This is a genomic window from Aeromonas sp. FDAARGOS 1407 (genome assembly GCF_019048725.1).
Classification (GTDB): Bacteria; Pseudomonadota; Gammaproteobacteria; order Enterobacterales; family Aeromonadaceae; genus Aeromonas; species Aeromonas enteropelogenes.
In genome coordinates this window covers 2,025,103-2,041,350 of the sequence record NZ_CP077399.1, presented here as the reverse complement: position 1 = coordinate 2,041,350, position 16,248 = coordinate 2,025,103, and the positions used below count along the sequence as shown (strand labels likewise).

Annotated in this window: 12 protein-coding genes; 7 read left to right on the top strand and 5 right to left on the bottom strand. The window is 60.7% G+C overall.

The features are described 5' to 3' along the window. Positions 1-38: 38 nt before the first annotated feature. On the bottom strand, positions 39-1,664 hold the full coding sequence (locus tag I6L37_RS09930) for a methyl-accepting chemotaxis protein (RefSeq protein WP_216993925.1): 1,626 nt from the start codon (positions 1,662-1,664) through the stop codon (positions 39-41). Between the two features lie 117 nt (positions 1,665-1,781). Here I6L37_RS09930 and I6L37_RS09925 point away from each other — a divergent pair, with 117 nt between their 5' ends. Together I6L37_RS09925 and ruvX are read left to right on the top strand one after the other, a co-directional pair. Beyond that, the gene (locus I6L37_RS09925) at positions 1,782-2,336 is read left to right on the top strand and encodes a YqgE/AlgH family protein (RefSeq protein WP_216993924.1); all 555 of its coding nucleotides are present in this window, start codon (positions 1,782-1,784) and stop codon (positions 2,334-2,336) included. A 46-nt stretch (positions 2,337-2,382) separates the two neighbouring features. Beyond that, positions 2,383-2,805 (top strand): Holliday junction resolvase RuvX, encoded by a 423-nt coding sequence (gene ruvX, locus I6L37_RS09920; RefSeq protein WP_026457452.1) that lies wholly within the window; start codon positions 2,383-2,385, stop codon positions 2,803-2,805. Between the two features lie 107 nt (positions 2,806-2,912). On the opposite strand, the gene ampC is transcribed toward ruvX, so the two are convergent. Continuing rightward, complete coding sequence (ampC, locus tag I6L37_RS09915) at positions 2,913-4,061, bottom strand: FOX/MOX family class C beta-lactamase (RefSeq protein ID WP_216993923.1); 1,149 nt, start codon at positions 4,059-4,061, stop codon at positions 2,913-2,915. Between the two features lie 169 nt (positions 4,062-4,230). Here ampC and I6L37_RS09910 point away from each other — a divergent pair, with 169 nt between their 5' ends. From I6L37_RS09910 to I6L37_RS09900, 3 genes are read left to right on the top strand one after another with little or no spacing between them, the layout of a single operon-like run. Then, complete coding sequence (locus I6L37_RS09910) at positions 4,231-5,151, top strand: MoxR family ATPase (RefSeq protein WP_216993922.1); 921 nt, start codon at positions 4,231-4,233, stop codon at positions 5,149-5,151. Next, positions 5,151-6,140 carry a DUF58 domain-containing protein gene (locus tag I6L37_RS09905; RefSeq protein ID WP_216993921.1) on the top strand — a complete coding sequence of 330 codons (990 nt, stop codon included), beginning with the start codon at positions 5,151-5,153 and terminating at the stop codon, positions 6,138-6,140. The genes I6L37_RS09910 and I6L37_RS09905 overlap by 1 nt, the downstream gene beginning before the upstream one ends. After that, entirely contained in the window at positions 6,127-8,103 is a 1,977-nt protein-coding gene (locus tag I6L37_RS09900) for a transglutaminaseTgpA domain-containing protein (RefSeq protein WP_216993920.1), read from the top strand. The genes I6L37_RS09905 and I6L37_RS09900 overlap by 14 nt, the downstream gene beginning before the upstream one ends. A gap of 51 nt (positions 8,104-8,154) precedes the next feature. Here the strand turns inward: I6L37_RS09900 and I6L37_RS09895 are convergent, their stop codons facing one another. Then, positions 8,155-9,585: a sodium:alanine symporter family protein gene (locus I6L37_RS09895; protein ID WP_042027935.1), complete on the bottom strand. Its 1,431-nt coding sequence runs from the start codon at positions 9,583-9,585 to the stop codon at positions 8,155-8,157. A gap of 702 nt (positions 9,586-10,287) precedes the next feature. On the opposite strand from I6L37_RS09895, the gene tal reads away from it, so the two are divergent. Beyond that, a complete protein-coding gene (gene tal, locus I6L37_RS09890) occupies positions 10,288-11,238 on the top strand; it encodes a transaldolase (protein WP_216993919.1) in 951 nt (316 codons plus the stop codon). Between the two features lie 159 nt (positions 11,239-11,397). Beyond that, positions 11,398-11,580 carry a DUF3545 family protein gene (locus tag I6L37_RS09885; protein WP_026456021.1) on the top strand — a complete coding sequence of 61 codons (183 nt, stop codon included), beginning with the start codon at positions 11,398-11,400 and terminating at the stop codon, positions 11,578-11,580. Between the two features lie 215 nt (positions 11,581-11,795). On the opposite strand, the gene accA is transcribed toward I6L37_RS09885, so the two are convergent. Both accA and dnaE read right to left on the bottom strand, forming a co-directional pair. Continuing rightward, positions 11,796-12,746 carry an acetyl-CoA carboxylase carboxyl transferase subunit alpha gene (gene accA, locus I6L37_RS09880; protein WP_005343800.1) on the bottom strand — a complete coding sequence of 317 codons (951 nt, stop codon included), beginning with the start codon at positions 12,744-12,746 and terminating at the stop codon, positions 11,796-11,798. A gap of 15 nt (positions 12,747-12,761) precedes the next feature. Further along, positions 12,762-16,241, bottom strand: a complete 3,480-nt coding sequence (gene dnaE, locus I6L37_RS09875; RefSeq protein ID WP_216993918.1) for a DNA polymerase III subunit alpha — start codon at positions 16,239-16,241, stop codon at positions 12,762-12,764. Between the last annotated feature and the right edge of the window lie 7 nt (positions 16,242-16,248).

Sequence of the window (16,248 nt, the reverse complement as noted above, 5' to 3'; positions counted from 1 at the left end):
GCTCACGGATCGGGTCGTCACACCAGAGCGGTACACTCTTAGCAGCGGAACTGCCCCACCTTCGCCTTGAGATCGTTCGACAGCTGCTCCAGCTCGTGGCAACTCTGGTTGAGCTGGGTCGCCGCCTCGGTCGACTCGGTCGAGATATGGGCGATATTGACCACGTTGCGGGTGATCTCCTCGGCCACCTTGCTCTGCTCCTCCGCCGCCGTGGCAATCTGGGTGTTCATCTCGTTGATCACGTTGACCGAACTGACGATATCCCCCAGCGCCTGACCACAGGCCAGCACGGTGCGGTTGGACTCCTCCACCTGCTCCAGCCCCTGCTCCATGCTGCTGGCCGCCTGGTTTGCCCCCTGCTGCAACTTGATGATGGTCTTGCCAATCTCTTCAGTGGAACGCTGGGTGCGCTGGGCCAAGGTGCGTACCTCGTCGGCGACCACCGCAAAGCCGCGTCCCTGATCCCCCGCCCTGGCCGCTTCGATGGCGGCGTTGAGAGCCAGCAGGTTGGTCTGCTCGGCAATGCCGCGAATGGCGTCCATCACGCTGCCGATATCCTGGCTATCATCCGCCAGCTGGGTGATCATGGCCGCCGTGTTCTGGATCTGGGAGGAGAGACCGGACATCCGGTGGATGGCGTCTTCCACTGTCTTGTGACCGTGCCGCGCGCTGTCATCGGCATGACGGGCCGCATCGGCGGCGTTGTTGGAACTGTTGGCCACTTCGGCCACAGTGCTGCTCATCTGGTTCATGGCGGTCGCGGTCTGATCCGTCTCCGCCTGCTGCTGGGCAAAACGCTGGCGGCTCTCGACCCCGATATGGGCCAGCTGGGCCGACTCTCTGGCAAGCTGCTCCGCCATGTCGTTGATCTGGGCGATGAGGCCACGGAAATGGCGGATCACCTCGTTGAGGGAGTGCGCCAGGCTGCCCATCTCATCCTTGCGCAGCACGGGGGCCTGTTTGCTCAAGTCGAGATCCGTCTGCATACCGCGCAGGATCTGGCCCATGGCCGCCAGCGGCTGGCTGACACTGCGCCCGGCCCAAATCCCGATAAACAGCACGCAGCCACCCACCACCACAAACAGCGCGATAAACAGCTGGGTCAGCTGCTGCCTGAGCTGATTGAGCTCGGCCACTTTCTTCTCCGCTTCCGTCAGCTGATATTCCACCAGCACGCTCACCGCATCGCTGACCGGGTCGATCACCTGATAGAGGGGCATGATGGCGGCGGAGAGGGCCGTGCGATCCTGTCCCTGCGAGCGATCCAGCAACTGCATCACGCTGTCTATCTCGTGATTGGCGGCGGCAAACAACCCTTCCACCTTGTCCGCCAGCCTGCGCTCCTCGTCGCTCATGTTGTGGCTGCGATATTGGCGCCAGATCCGGGTTATCTCCTGCTGGGCGGCGCTCATGTCCGCTTTGGAACGAGAAGGTTCAAAGCCCCCGACGTTGGCCTTGTTGGCAGCATCGATCACCTTGACCGCGTAGAGATCGGCGATCTGCTTGAGCTCCTTGAGCTGGACCACCTCCCCCTGATACATGGCGTTTATCCCCGTCATCAGTTGGGACATCGCCTGGGTTGCCCCTATGACCAGCAGCAACAGCGCCAGCAGGGGGACTACGCAGCCCAGGATAAGCTTCTGCTTGATTGAAATACCTTCCATGGCTTTCTCTCCACCCGAAATAGATTGATAGGCCTGAACCGGCCGCCAAAAAGCGGTTTTGCCAGACGAAGCGAGCTGCCATAATTGACGCAAATACCTTTGCAATATTTGGCCCATATGCAAACACTGCAAAATCACTTCCTGCTCGCCATGCCGAGCCTCACCGACCCCTATTTCGAGCGTTCGCTGGTTTACCTGTGCGAACACAATGAACAAGGCGCCATGGGGCTGGTGGTCAATATTCCGGTGGATATGTCGCTGGAGACCATGCTGGCGCAGCTCAAACTGGCCCCGCCCGCCAATCCGGAGCTCAAGCAGCCCGTGCTGCAAGGGGGACCGGTGCACGCCGATCGCGGCTTCGTGCTGCACAGCTTCCGTCCCGGATTCAACTCCACCCTGCAGGTGGGGGACGAGGTGATGGTGACCACCTCCAAGGACATTCTCGAGACCCTGGGCACCGACGAGGCGCCGGAGCACTGGCTGGTCGCCCTGGGTTATGCCGGCTGGAGTGCAGGTCAGCTGGAGCAGGAGCTGGTCGAGGGCGCCTGGCTGGTGATCCCTCCCAATCCGGATCTGGTTTTCAAGACCCCCATCCACCAGCGCTGGCAACGTGCCGCCGCCAGCATTGGCGTCAATCCCGTTCACCTGTCCAGCGACATCGGCCACGGCTGATGCAATCTGCTGTGCATTTTGCGACGCATTTTGAGGAAATTATTCAATGTCATCACGCAGTATCATGGGCTTTGACTACGGCACCAAGAGCATAGGGGTCGCCATCGGCCAGGAGCTCACCGGCACGGCCCGCCCGCTGCGCGCCCTCAAGGCCAACGACGGCATCCCCAACTGGGACGAGATAGAGAAGCTGCTCAAGGAGTGGCAACCGGACCTGCTCATTGTCGGCCTGCCGCTCAACATGGACGGCACCGATCAGGAGATCACGGTGCGCGCCCGCAAGTTCGGCAATCGCCTGCACGGCCGCTTCGGCAAGCCGGTGGAGTTCAAGGATGAGCGGCTCACCACCACGGATGCCCGGGCCCGCCTGTTCGCGCAGGGTGGCTATCGCGCCCTGGAGAAAGGCAGCGTGGACGGCGTCTCCGCCCAGCTCATCGTCGAAGCCTGGATGGAAGAGCAGTACGGCTAATCTGCTTATCCCCCTCCAAGCCCCGTAAACAACGACGCCGGGATCAGCCCGGCGTCATTGTTTACGTCAACCAGCCACTTATCATGGCCAAACATTGAATGCGGCCATCAGGGTGCCAGATGGCGCAGGATGGCATAGGCAGCCTTGACCCTGGCCTCAATGGGGTAGTTGCGATTGGCCAGCATGACGATGCCCACGCCTCTGGCCGGGACAAACACCACATAGGCACCAAAGCCGTTGGTCGAGCCTGTCTTGTTGTAGAGTCGCTCGTTCCCCATCACTCTGGGAGCCACAAAGGGTTTGACCGGATTGGCCTTGAAGCTCACCGCCGGTGAATTGCCCGCCAGCAGCGCCTGTTCGGTCACGGGATAGGCGTAGCTCTCCCACCCCAGCCCCTGGGTCATCTCTCCCACCGAGTAGAAACCGGTACGGGTCATGGCCAGCGCTTGCTGCACCGCCTTGTCACCACTGCCTGTCATGTTGGCGCCCACAAACTTGATGAGATCCGCCGCGCTGGTCTTGATGCCATAGGCCTCGTCCGCCAGCACTCCGGGATTGACTCTGACGGGTTTGTCTTCCTTCGAATAGCCATAGGCGTAGTCAACCATGGCTGCGTCTGGCACCTCGAGATAGGTGTGCTGCAAATCGAGCGTGGGCAGCAGAGTCTGGCTCATCAGTTGTCTGAATGGTTGGCCCAGGGTGCTCGCCGCCAGATGGCCGAACAGACCTATGCTGGGGTTGGAGTACTCGCGATGAGTGCCTGCCACATAAAGCGGTGACCACTGCCGGTAGTACTGGCGCATTCTCTCGTTTGAGTCGACCTCATCGGGAAACTGCAACGGCAAGCCCCCTGCGCTGTAGGTCGCCAGCTGGGCCATGGTGACGCGATCAAACGCCGAATTCTGCAACCAGGGTGCGTGCTGGCTCACCTTGTCATCCAGCCGAAAGCCCCCTTTGACGACCGCGTAGGTGCCCAGGGTCGCAGTAAAGGTCTTGCTGACCGAACCAATCTCGAACAGGGTCCGCTCGCTGATGCGCCGGCCGCTCTCCCGATTGGCGACGCCATAATTGAAGTAGTGAGGCTTGCCCTCCTTCAGCACGGCAACCGCCATGCCCGGGATCCGGTACTCCTCAAGCAGCGGCTGGACAGCCTTTTCCACTATGCTCGCCATGGGCTCATCTGCCGCGGCATAAACGCGGGGGACGAGCAACAGGGGCCCCAATGCCAGCAGTGATAGCGCGGTTCGTTGTTTCATGGTGTCAATCTCATGGTGGAATCAGAGATGCCACTATAACCATGCTGCATGAGCCCAGGGTGAACCTGTGTGAAGTCTCTGTGAAGTCACCAAGAAATAAACGACGGCCAGCTTAGACCAATCTCTTCTGACTAGGGTATAAATGGGAGAGAGCACAATGGAGGTGCGAATGAGGACACAGGAACAGATTGCGCAACTGTTGACGGCCCTGGAGCAGGTGATCCTCGGCAAGCCGCAGCAACTCAAGATAGCTCTGGTCACCTTACTGGCTCGCGGCCATCTGCTGATCGAGGATCTGCCCGGCATGGGCAAGACCACCCTGGCCCATGCGCTGGCCCAGGTGCTGGGGCTCGATTGCCGGCGAGTGCAGTTCACCGCCGATCTGCTGCCTGCCGATCTGCTGGGGCTGCAGATCTTCGATAAAGTCCAGCAGCAGTTTCGCTTTCACCCCGGCCCCGTCTTCACCCAGGTGTTGCTGGCCGACGAGATCAACCGCGCCAGCCCCAAGGTGCAGAGCGCCCTGCTGGAGGCCATGGCCGAGCACAGTGTGAGCATGGAGGGACAGAGCTATCCGCTCCCCTCCCCCTTCTTCGTCATCGCTACCCAGAATCCGGCGGATCAGGCAGGCACCTATCCCCTGCCGGAGTCCCAGCTCGATCGCTTTGCCGTACGCCTGTCGCTGGGATTTCCCCCGCGGGAGGCCGAGCGACAGCTGCTGCGCGGTGCCAACCAGCCCGTCACCCTGACCCGCCAGCTGGATGCTGCCGCCCTGGCCGCCCTGCAAGCGCAAGCAGATGGCATTCATCTCTCCGATGCCACCCTCGACTACCTGCTGGCGCTGGTCCACCAGAGCCGGTTCGATGAGGATCTGCCCCAGCCCCTCTCCCCCCGGGCCGCTCGCACCCTGCTGGCGGTCAGCCGCGCCTGGGCCCTGGTCGCGGGGCGCCGTTTCGTAACGGCAGAGGATGTGCAGGCCGTTTTCCCCTATGTGGCCGAACACAGGCTCAGGGGGAGCTTTGGCGTGCAACGCGGCGAGGCCTGCCCCCTGAGCCAGCGCCTGCTGGCCAGGGTGGATCCGGACAACCCCTGATGGGCTGGCGACACCGACGGGATGCATGGCAGCGGCGCTGGCTGGCTCGCCGCATTCCCCCTGCCCGCCAGGTCACCCTGGGGCCGCGCAGCCTGTTTATCCTGCCGACCCGCCTCGGGCTTGGCTACCTGCTGGTGATGATCGCCATCTACCTGCTCGGCACCAACTACCAGAACAATCTGGTACTGCTGATTGCCTACTGCCTCGCCAGCCTGTTTATAGCCGCCATGTGGCTCACCCATCGCAACCTGCTGGGGTTGTCCCTGCTTGGGGGCCCCATGGTGCTGGGTGAAGCGGGCCAGCCCCTGCCCATCCGGGTGACGGTGAGAGCCCTTCGCCCTGCGCGGGCACTGCTGTTGACCCTGAACGAAGGCTCCCTCTGGCTGGCGCAAGCCGACTCTGCTCCTGCCAGTCTGATCCTGCCAGTCAAGGGCGGCCGGCGCGGCCGGGTGGCGTTGAACCGGCTAAGGGTGGAGAGTCTCTATCCCCTGGGGCTGTTTCGCTGCTGGTCGCTACTGGATCTGCAACTGGAGGCCTGGCTCGCCCCCGCGCCCCTATATGGGAGTTTGCTCACGGGCGCCTCGCAAACGGAACAAGCGGGACAGGGGCAAACCGTTCCCGCCACTCTCGGGGACTTTGATACCCTGCGGGAGCATCGCCCGGGGGAGCCGCCGAGCCGGATCGCCTGGAAGCAGCTCGCCCAGGGACGCGGCCTCCTGGTCAAGCAGTTCGAAGAGCCCCTGCAAGATGACACCCACCTCTCCCTCTCCCGGGTCAGTGGCCAGGATCTCGAAGCGCGGCTGTCAGTGCTGGCCTGGTGGTGCAGCGATTTCGCCAAGCGGGGCGTCCCCTTCACCCTGACTCTGGCGAGCCAGACCCTCGGCCCCGAGAGCGGGCCCGCCTTTTTGCATCGTTGCCGGCTGGCACTGGCACGCGTTGGCGACAAGGGGGATACAACAGCAGAGAGGGGGATGGATGCTGCTCGATAACCGTCGCCTGCTGCCGCTCATCGCCCTGCAACAGCTGCTGCTGGCGGCGGCGCTCTGGCCCCAGCTGCAACTCTGGGTGCTGACCGTGGGTTCCGCGACCCTGGGCGTGCGCGCCATGATGCTGTGGCGGGGCTGGCGTCCGCCCCCTGCCCGGCTACTGGCGCTGCTGGCCGGCATCGGCATCTTGCTGCTGGTATGGCAATGGCGGGCGCTGGGCACCCTGCCGGCCCTCATCAACCTGCTCTGGCTCGGCTATAGCCTCAAGATGATAGAGGTGCGACGAGAGCGGGACATAGAGCAGGTGCTGCTGCTCGCCTTCTTCCTCATCGCGCTGGCGCTGGTACATCGTCAGAGCATCGGCTGGACCCTGGTGATGGCGCTGACCCTCTGGCTGGCAATCACAGCGCTGGTGGCGGCGGTGGATCCCGCTTTGCAGCAGCCCTGGCGCAAGGCGGGCTTTGCGCTGCTGCTGGCCTTTCCATTGCTACTTACCCTGTTTTTGCTGCTGCCAAAACTGCCGCCTCTATGGCAGATGCCCGCCACCAGCCGCGCCCTGTCGGGGCTGTCGGAGGAGGTATCACCCGGGGACATCAGCGAGCTGGCCAACTCGTCCGAGCTCGCCTTTCGCGTCACCTTCGCAGGTGGCCCGCCCCCCACCAGCGAGCGTTACTTTCCGGTGATGCGTCAGGAGTATTTCGATGGCCGGAGCTGGCAGCTGAGCGCCGAGGTCAAGGCTTGGCAGCGCACCGTGCCAACCAGAGAGGGCGTCCCCGGTGTGCTATCCGATGTGCCTCTGCCAACCGGCAGTTACGAGGTGATCGCCGAGCCCCAGCGCCATCGCTGGGCCTTTGCCCTGGCCAGTCCCTTGGTGCTGGATGGTCCCGTACTGGTGACCCCCCTTGCCACCCTCTATCGCCAGGGACGCGGCGAGGTGACCATCCGCTATCGGGTAAGCGGCCTTCAGGCAGAACAAGATGTCACCCCGCAATCACTCCAGCGCAATCTGCAACTACCGGTGGCGGGCAACCCCAGGGCGCGCGCCTTCGCCCTTGACTTGCGCGAGCAATACCCCGAGCGGGATGCCATGGTGGCCGCCTTGCTGGCGACCTTTCGCCGTGAGCCCTATGCCTACACCCTGACGCCCCCTCCCCTTGGCGACGACGGGGTGGATGAGTTTCTGTTCGATACCCGGCGCGGCTTTTGCGGCCACTACGCCATGGCCACCGCCTTCGTGCTGCGCTCAGCCGGGGTGCCAGCCCGGCTGGTGACCGGTTATCTCGGCGGCGAGTGGAATCCCAGCGGCAACTATCTGGCGGTACACCAGTTCGATGCCCACGCCTGGGTGGAATATCTTGATGAGGCCGGACGCTGGCGACGCATCGATCCCACTGCGGTAGTCGCGCCAGAGCGTATCGAAGGAGGCATCACCCAGGCGCTGAATGAGGAGTTTACCGCCGCCGATCCTCTCGCCCTGCAGCGCTATCGCAACTGGGCCCTGCTCAACCAGCTGCGCTGGTGGGGCAGCAACATCGACTATCAGTGGAGCCGTTGGGTGCTGGGTCATGATGCCAGCCAGCTCTGGCAGCAGCTCGGCCAACGCTGGCCGGCACTCGCCGGCCAGATCCCATGGCTTATCCTCGCCAGCCTGATGCTGGTTACCCTGCTGGTGAGCCTGCCCCTGCTCTGGCCAGGCCGCCAACCGCCACAACAACGCATCTGGTCGCCACTGCTAAAACGGGGGCGGAAGATAGGCTGCTCACCCGCTCCGGGGGAAAGCCTGGCCCTGTGGTGCGAACATCTGGCACAGCAGCGTCCCGAGCTGGCCCATCCCCTGCGACAAAGTGCCTGGCTCTATCGCAGGTGGCGCTACGCTTCCCTCAATGCACGGCAGCGCCAACGCTGCTGGCGCCAGCTGCAGCGACGGCTGAACCAAGTCTGTCGCCGCTGGGATCTTCTGACATAACGAAAAAAAGGGGAGCCACTGGCTCCCCTTGTCGGTCTGACTCACCCGCTCTTATTTCTTGGTCGGGTTGTCCCAAATCCCCGCTTCCAGCTGGGAGCGGATCTCGGGGTACTTGTTGGCATCGAAGGTGGGCAGCTTGCCCAGCTTGAGCTGGTCGTTGTAATCCTTGGCCAGCTTGATGGCAACGCCGGAGAGCAACAGGATAGCCACTAGGTTGACAATGGCCATCAGCCCCATGGAGACATCCGCCATGGCCCACACGGTCGGCAGCTCGCCCACGGAACCGAACATCACCATGCCCAGCACGAACAGACGGAACAGCATCAGGCCGCCCTTGTGGTTGTGCTCGAGGAACACCAGGTTGGTCTCCGCGTAGGAGTAGTTCGCCACGATGGAGGTAAAGGCGAAGAAGAAGATGGCTGCGGCGATGAAGATGTTGCCACCGTTGCCTATCTGGGATGACAGCGCACGCTGGGTCAGCTCGACGCCGGTCACACCGGAACCCGGTTCAAACTGGCCGGAGACCAGGATGATGGCCGCGGTACAGCTGCAGATGACGATGGTGTCCATGAAGACACCCAGCATCTGCACATAACCCTGGGAGGCCGGATGGGGCGGATAAGGGGTCGCAGTCGCTGCAGCGTTGGGCGCAGAACCCATGCCCGCCTCGTTGGAGAAGAGGCCGCGCTTGATGCCGTTGATCATCGCCTGGGAGATGGCATAACCCAGGGCACCGGACCCTGCCTGTTCGATACCGAACGCCGACTTGATGATCAGGGCAAACACACCGGGCAGTTCGCTGATATTCATGGCGACGATGATCAGCGCCAGCAGGATGTAGGCCAGTGCCATGAAGGGCACTACCAGTTCGGCGAAACGGGCGATGCCGCGAATCCCGCCGAAGATGATGAGGCCGGAGAGGACCACCAGCGCCAGGCCGCTGACCCAGTCAGGAATGCCGAAAGCCACGTTCATCGCCAGGCTGATGGAGTTGGCCTGCACCGCGTTGAACACCAGACCGAAGGCCAGGATCAGGCACAGTGAAAACAGCACCCCCATCCAGCGCATGCCAAGCCCCTTTTCCATGTAGTAGGCGGGGCCGCCACGATAGTTGCCGTCTTCATCCTTGACCTTGTAGAGCTGGGCTAGGGTGCTCTCGACGAAGGCGGTCGCCATGCCGATGAAGGCGATCAGCCACATCCAGAAGATGGCGCCCGGGCCACCCAGATAGATGGCTACGGCCACACCGGCCAGGTTGCCGGTGCCGACACGTGCGGCGAGACTGGTACAAAGAGCCTGGAAGGAGGAGATGCCTGCGTTGTCCGATTTACGGCTGTTCTTCAGCACGGAAAACATGTGGCCAAAGTGGCGGACCTGGATAAAGCCGAGTCTGAAGGTGAAGAAAATTCCGACCCCGATGAGCAGGTAGATGAGCACGGCTCCCCACATCAGGTCGTTTAGCATCGCAATCAAAGTGTCCATAATTCTCTCGTTGTTATTCACATCCATGGCCGATCCGTGCCGGCCGTTTTTTGTCTGTCGTTTTAATTAGCGTTTCGCTAAAGGGGCGGAATCTAGCATAGCGGGGGTGTTCAGAATAGTGATCCCGATCACTCGAGATACAAAAAACGAACGGAAAAAGCCCAAAAAGCTCCATTCAAATCGCAAACTTTCAACAATTCCAATAAGTTAATCGAGCAAGCAGAAAACAAGCCTCATAAGAGAACCTTTCATCCGCCGCCGCCAAACCTCGTCAAAAAATGCAAACGCTTGCCTGAAACGGCGCTCAAATCGCGCACTGTCGCCAAACGTTTTCCATGTAATTAAATTTCAAGTACCTTAAGTAATAATTTATGTGATCTAGAACACAAATATGGATATTGGTGAAAAAAGATGGCTCGACGACAAGCGAAGCCAACCTTGTTGCAGGAAGTAAAAAACCTTACTAATCATATACTTTTATCATGGTTTTTGAGGTGACATCAAACACTGGATGATTAACGGCCAACCCTCCCTATTGCAGGATGCACCACATCAGTATTAATTAGGCAGGCAATGACGATGGGCTGGCCCCGTCGCGTTTTTCTGAGCATGAGGCAACAAGAACCTGTAATTTTATTTCAGAATCGCCGTCTCACGCCCGCAACCCCGGGATGACTCCCGCATTAAGAGATGATATTCGCTATGGCCGATAAATTAACCCAGCTGAAAGCCCTGACCACTGTTGTTGCCGATACCGGTGATATCGAAGCCATCAAACGTTATCAGCCCATCGATGCCACCACCAACCCTTCTCTGGTTCTGAAGGCCTCCGAGATCCCCGAGTACGCTCCGCTGATCGAAGACGCCATCAACTGGGCTAAATCCCAGAGCCAGGACAAGGCACAGCAAATCATCGATGCGGGCGACAAGCTGGCAGTCAACATCGGTCTGGAAGTGCTGAAGATCGTCCCGGGCCGCATCTCCACCGAAGTGGATGCCCGTCTCTCCTTCGACACCGAGGCCAGCATCGCCAAGGCCCGCAAACTGATCCGTCTCTACAACGAAGCAGGCATCAGCAACGATCGCATCCTGATCAAGCTGGCCTCCACCTGGGAAGGGATCCGCGCCGCCGAGGTACTGGAAAAAGAGGGTATCCAGTGCAACCTGACCCTGCTGTTCTCCTTCGCCCAGGCCCGTGCCTGTGCCGAAGCCGGCGCCTTCCTGATCTCCCCGTTCGTGGGCCGCATCCTCGACTGGTACAAGGCCAAGCACAACCGCGACTACACCGCGAGCGAAGATCCGGGCGTGGTCTCCGTCACCGCCATCTACAACTACTACAAGCAGCATGACTACCCGACCGTGGTGATGGGCGCGAGCTTCCGCAACACCGGCGAGATCCTGGAACTGGCTGGCTGTGACCGCCTGACCATTGGCCCGGCCCTGCTGGAAGAGCTGAGCAAGGCCGAAGGCGCCGTGGTTCGCAAGCTGGACTACACCGGCGAGCGTATGCCCAAGCCGACCCCGATGACTGAAGCCGAATTCCGCTGGGAGCTGAACCAGGACGCCATGGCTGTCGAGAAGCTGGGCGAAGGTATCCGCCTGTTTGCCATCGACCAGGGCAAGCTGGAAACCATGCTGGCAAGCCACCTGTAATCGACTCTTTTTGCTGAAAAAAACCGGGAGCCATGTTGGGTTCCCGGTTTTTTTATGGGCTTTTTTTAGCGCTGTCATGGAGTCGCAATAAAAACGTTTTACTTTCAATGTCGTTATGTTATACGGATGGTGAAAACGATAACAACCAAGGAGGGAGCCATGGACATGTTCAACTTCGAGTATGAAGAGGTGGTTGAACTCGGTTCGCGTAGCCGCGGGACAACGGGAAAAAAACGCAAGTGGCGTGAGATTGAGGCGTTGAAAGACAAGCATCGCCTGCAGAAGGAGCTGCAATCCATCGATATCGCCTACGAAGGAATGTGTGACGAGATTGAATTGTAACACCGGCACATGAGATACCAGCGCCCCGCTCCTGCGGGGCGTTTTATTTTACCCGGCCATCCTGCACCCGACAGGCTAATTGCGGCGGGCACGCCCCCAAGCCAATCCTGCTTTACTCCCCAACCCTTCTGAGTCTCTGAACCTATGGCCAGAAGCAGACATAAAAAAGCCCCCGTGCAGGACGGGAGCTTCATGATGCTGGTGCCGAGCCGGGTTTAGCAGTAGCCGTAGCCCAGCAGACGCTGGTAGCGCTGCTCCAGCAGTTGTTCGGTATCAAGCGGACGCAGAGCGTCCAGATCCTGCTTGATGCGGGCCTTGAGGTTTTTAGCCATCTTTTCCACATCGCGGTGGGCACCGCCGAGCGGCTCTTCGACGATGTTGTCGATGAGTTTCAGCTCTTTCAAACGCTGGGCAGTGATCCCCATCGCTTCAGCAGCCACAGAAGCCTTCTCGGCGCTCTTCCACAGGATGGAGGCACACCCTTCCGGCGAGATGACAGAGTAGGTGGAATACTGCAGCATGTTGACGCGGTCACCCACGCCGATAGCCAGCGCACCACCTGAGCCGCCTTCACCGATTACGGTGCAGACCACCGGCACGGTCAGGCCGGCCATGACTTTCAGGTTGCGGGCGATGGCTTCGGACTGGCCCCGCTCCTCTGCACCAACGCCCGGGTAGGCCCCCGGGGTGTCGATAAAGGTGATGATCGGCATCTTGAAACGCTCGGCCATCTCCATCAGACGCAGGGCCTTGCGGTACCCTTCCGGACGCGGCATGCCGAAGTTGCGCTTGATCTTCTCTTTGGTCTCGCGACCCTTCTGGTGACCAATCACCATCACCGGCTCGCCGTCGAGACGGGCAATACCGCCGACGATAGCCTTGTCATCGGCATAGGCACGATCACCGGCCAGCTCGTCGAAATCGGTGAAGATCTGCTCGATATAATCGAGGGTGTAAGGGCGCTGGGGATGACGCGCCATCTGGGATACCTGCCAGGCCCCCAGATCACCGAAGATCTTCTTGGTCAGCTCTTCGTTTTTCTTCTCCAGCCGGCGGATCTCGTCTTTCAGATCCACGGCGTGATTGCCTTCACTCACATGTTTGAGCTCATCAATCTGCGCCTGCAACTCGGCAATCGGCTGTTCAAAATCCAGAAAAAGACTCATAGGGCCTTAGAACCTCTAATCAAAAACCAACTCGACCCGCTCTCGTCCAAGCAGGACGCGCAAGTCATCTAACAGTTGATCGGTGGGCGTCACCCGCCACTCGGTACCGAGCGTCAATCGCACCCGGGAACCGGGGCGACGATAGTTTACCTGAACCGGACAGACTCCGGCACGGGCGGGCTCCAAAATCTCGCACAAACGCGGAAAAAAGCGATCATCGATACGCTGTTCATCGAGGGAGATGCGGATTGCTCTGGCAAAACGCTCCCTCGCATCATTGATATCCAGTAATTCCCGGGCCGACATTTTAAGGCCACCGGAGAAGTCATCAAAGCTGACCTGTCCAGAAACCACCAAAATGCGGTCTTTTTGCATCAATTCTTCATATTTTTCCAGCGCTTCACTGAACAGGGTCACATCGAGGCGACCGGAACGGTCGTCCAGGGTGAAGATCCCCATCTTGTTGCCACGCTTGGTCACCATGCTGCGGGCCGCAATCACCAGCCCCGCCGCCGTGGTCACGGTATCGCGGGAGGTGGGATGCAGATCGCACAAGCGACCCGAGGTATAACGACGCAACTCGCTGCTGTACTGGTTGATCGGGTGACCGGTGAGATAGAGCCCGAGGGTCTCGCGCTCCCCTTCCAGCCACACCTTGTCAGGCCAGTGCGGCACGTTGGCAAACGCCTTCTTGACGTCGTCAATCTCTTCGGTGAGCACGCCGAACATGTCGACCTGCCCCACCGCCTGCGCCTTGGCGTGCTGCTCGGCGGCACGCATCGCCTCCTCCAGCGTCGCCATCAGCGCCGCGCGGTGGGGGCCGAGCCGATCCATGGCGCCGGAGAGAATAAGCTTCTCCATCACCCGCTTGTTGAGCTTCTTGATGTCGACCCGGTTGCAGAAGTCGAACAGGTCGCGGAACGGGCCGTCCTGATCCCGGGCGCTCAAGATCGCATCGATGGGGCCTTCACCGACCCCCTTCACCGCCCCGATCCCGTAGACGATATGGCCATCTTCGTTGACCGAGAAGCGATAGCGACCTGTGTTCACATCAGGCGGGATCACGGTGAGCCCCATCCGCTGGCACTCGTCCACCAGGGTCACGATCTTGTCGGTGTTGTCCATATCGGCGGTCATCACCGCCGCCATGAACTCGGCCGGGAAGTGGGTCTTGAGCCAGAGGGTCTGGTAGGAGACCAGCGCATAGGCGGCGGAGTGAGATTTGTTAAAGCCGTAGCCGGCAAACTTCTCCACCAGATCGAAGATCTTCATCGCCAGCTCGCCGTCGACGCCATTCTTGACGGCACCCTCCTCGAAACCGGCCCGCTGCTTGGCCATCTCCTCGGGCTTTTTCTTACCCATCGCCCGGCGCAACATGTCCGCGCCACCCAGCGTATAGCCTGCCAGGGTCTGGGCAATCTGCATCACCTGCTCCTGATAGAGGATGATGCCGTAGGTCGGTTCCAGAATCGGTTTCAGGCTCTCGTGCTGCCACTTCTCGTCCGGATAGGAGATCGCTTCATTACCGTGTTTGCGGTCGATGAAGTTATCCACCATGCCTGACTGGAGCGGGCCCGGTCGGAACAGGGCCACCAGTGCGATCATATCTTCGAAGCAGTCGGGGCGCAGTCGCTTGATGAGATCCTTCATGCCGCGGGATTCGAGCTGGAATACCGCTGTGGTCTCATAGCGTTGCAGCAGGTCGAACGACTTCTTGTCATCGATGGGGATGGCGGCGATATCCACCGGCGGCTTGCCCTCTTTGGCAAGACGCGGGTTTATCATGCCGAGCGCCCAGTCGATGATGGTGAGGGTGCGCAGACCCAGGAAGTCGAACTTCACCAGACCGGCGTATTCCACATCGTTCTTGTCGAACTGGGTCACCGGATGATGACCCTCGTCATCGCAGTAGAGCGGCGCAAAGTCGGTGATCTTGGTCGGCGCGATCACCACGCCACCAGCGTGTTTACCGGCGTTGCGCACCACCCCTTCCAAGCGGCGGGCCATGTCGATGAGGTCTTTGACCTCCTCATCCTGCTCGTAGAGCTCGGGCAGCTTGGGCTCGGCCTCGAATGCCTTGGCGAGCGTCATGCCCGGATCCGGCGGGATCAGCTTGGAGATGCGATCCACAAAGCCGTAAGCGTGGCCCAGCACCCGGCCCACGTCCCGCACTACTGCCTTGGCCGCCATGCTACCGAAGGTGATGATCTGGGAGACCGCATCCCGACCATACATGTCGGAGACGTGCTCGATCACCTCGTCGCGCCGGTCCATACAGAAGTCGACGTCGAAGTCGGGCATGGATACCCGCTCGGGGTTCAGGAAACGTTCGAACAGCAGGTCAAATTCCAGCGGATCCAGGTCGGTGATCTTGAGGGCGTAGGCCACCAGAGAGCCAGCACCCGAGCCCCGGCCCGGGCCAACGGGAATGCCGTTGTCCTTGGACCACTGAATAAACTCCATCACGATGAGGAAGTAACCCGGGAAGCCCATCTGGTTGATCACTTTCAGCTCAACATCGAGACGCTCGTCATACTCGGGACGTCGCTCGGCCCGCACTTGCGGATCCGGGAACAGGAACTCGAGACGCTCCTCCAGACCCTCTTTCGATTTGGCCACCAGAAAATCTTCGGTAGTCATGTCACCGGTCGGGAAGTTGGGCAGGAAGTATTCGCCAAGACGCACCGTCACGTTGCAGCGCTTGGCGATCTCCACCGTGTTCTCCAGCGCTTCGGGGATATCGGCAAACAGCTCCGCCATCTCCTCCTGACTGCGCAGGTACTGCTGGGGGCTGTAGCGACGGGGACGGCGTTTGTCCATCAGGGTATAGCCATCGTGGATGGCAACACGGATCTCGTGGGCGTCGAAGTCATCGGCGTTGAGGAACACCACCTCGTTGGTGGCGACCACCGGCAGCTCGAACTCGGTGGCGATGGCCACCGCCATGTGCAGGTAGACCTCTTCGTCGGGTCGACCGGTACGCAGCAGTTCGAGGTAGTAGGCATCGGGGAAGTGGGTCTGATAGAAGGCGACACACTGCTCGGTCATCTGCCGGTTGCCCTTGAGCAGGAACTTGCCCACATCCCCCTCGCGGCCGCCTGAGAGGACGATCACCCCCTTGGCATGCTCGGCGAGCCAGCTCTTGTCGATAACCGGACGCCCCTGCACGTGGCCGCGCTGGTAACCGCGGGAAATAAGCAGGGTGATGTTCTGGTAGCCGTCGTTATCCATGGCGAGCAGGGTGAGACGGAACTGCTCGTCGCCGAGCTCATCGCTCTGCACCCAAAAGTCGGCACCGACGATGGGCTTGATCCCCTTGCCGTGTGCCGCGCCATAGAAGCGCACCAGACCGCACATGTTCATCTGATCGGTCAGCGCCAGCGCCGGCATGTTGTTGGCCGCAGCCGCCCCGACGATGGGGTTGATCTTCTGCAGGCCATCGACCATGGAGAAGTCGGAGTGGACTCGCAGGTGGATAAAACGGGGTTCAGCCATCGTCATC

Excerpts from the sequence above, each read along its gene's own strand:
- I6L37_RS09885 (WP_026456021.1), top strand. The coding sequence starts at position 11,398 with ATGGACATGTTCAACTTCGAGTATGAAGAGGTGGTTGAACTCGGTTCG.
- ruvX (WP_026457452.1), top strand. The coding sequence starts at position 2,383 with ATGTCATCACGCAGTATCATGGGCTTTGACTACGGCACCAAGAGCATA.
- tal (WP_216993919.1), top strand. The coding sequence starts at position 10,288 with ATGGCCGATAAATTAACCCAGCTGAAAGCCCTGACCACTGTTGTTGCC.
- I6L37_RS09930 (WP_216993925.1), bottom strand. The coding sequence starts at position 1,664 with ATGGAAGGTATTTCAATCAAGCAGAAGCTTATCCTGGGCTGCGTAGTC.
- I6L37_RS09900 (WP_216993920.1), top strand. The coding sequence starts at position 6,127 with ATGCTGCTCGATAACCGTCGCCTGCTGCCGCTCATCGCCCTGCAACAG.
- I6L37_RS09925 (WP_216993924.1), top strand. The coding sequence starts at position 1,782 with ATGCAAACACTGCAAAATCACTTCCTGCTCGCCATGCCGAGCCTCACC.
- I6L37_RS09895 (WP_042027935.1), bottom strand. The coding sequence starts at position 9,585 with ATGGACACTTTGATTGCGATGCTAAACGACCTGATGTGGGGAGCCGTG.
- accA (WP_005343800.1), bottom strand. The coding sequence starts at position 12,746 with ATGAGTCTTTTTCTGGATTTTGAACAGCCGATTGCCGAGTTGCAGGCG.
- I6L37_RS09910 (WP_216993922.1), top strand. The coding sequence starts at position 4,231 with ATGAGGACACAGGAACAGATTGCGCAACTGTTGACGGCCCTGGAGCAG.
- ampC (WP_216993923.1), bottom strand. The coding sequence starts at position 4,061 with ATGAAACAACGAACCGCGCTATCACTGCTGGCATTGGGGCCCCTGTTG.
- dnaE (WP_216993918.1), bottom strand. The coding sequence starts at position 16,241 with ATGGCTGAACCCCGTTTTATCCACCTGCGAGTCCACTCCGACTTCTCC.
- I6L37_RS09905 (WP_216993921.1), top strand. The coding sequence starts at position 5,151 with ATGGGCTGGCGACACCGACGGGATGCATGGCAGCGGCGCTGGCTGGCT.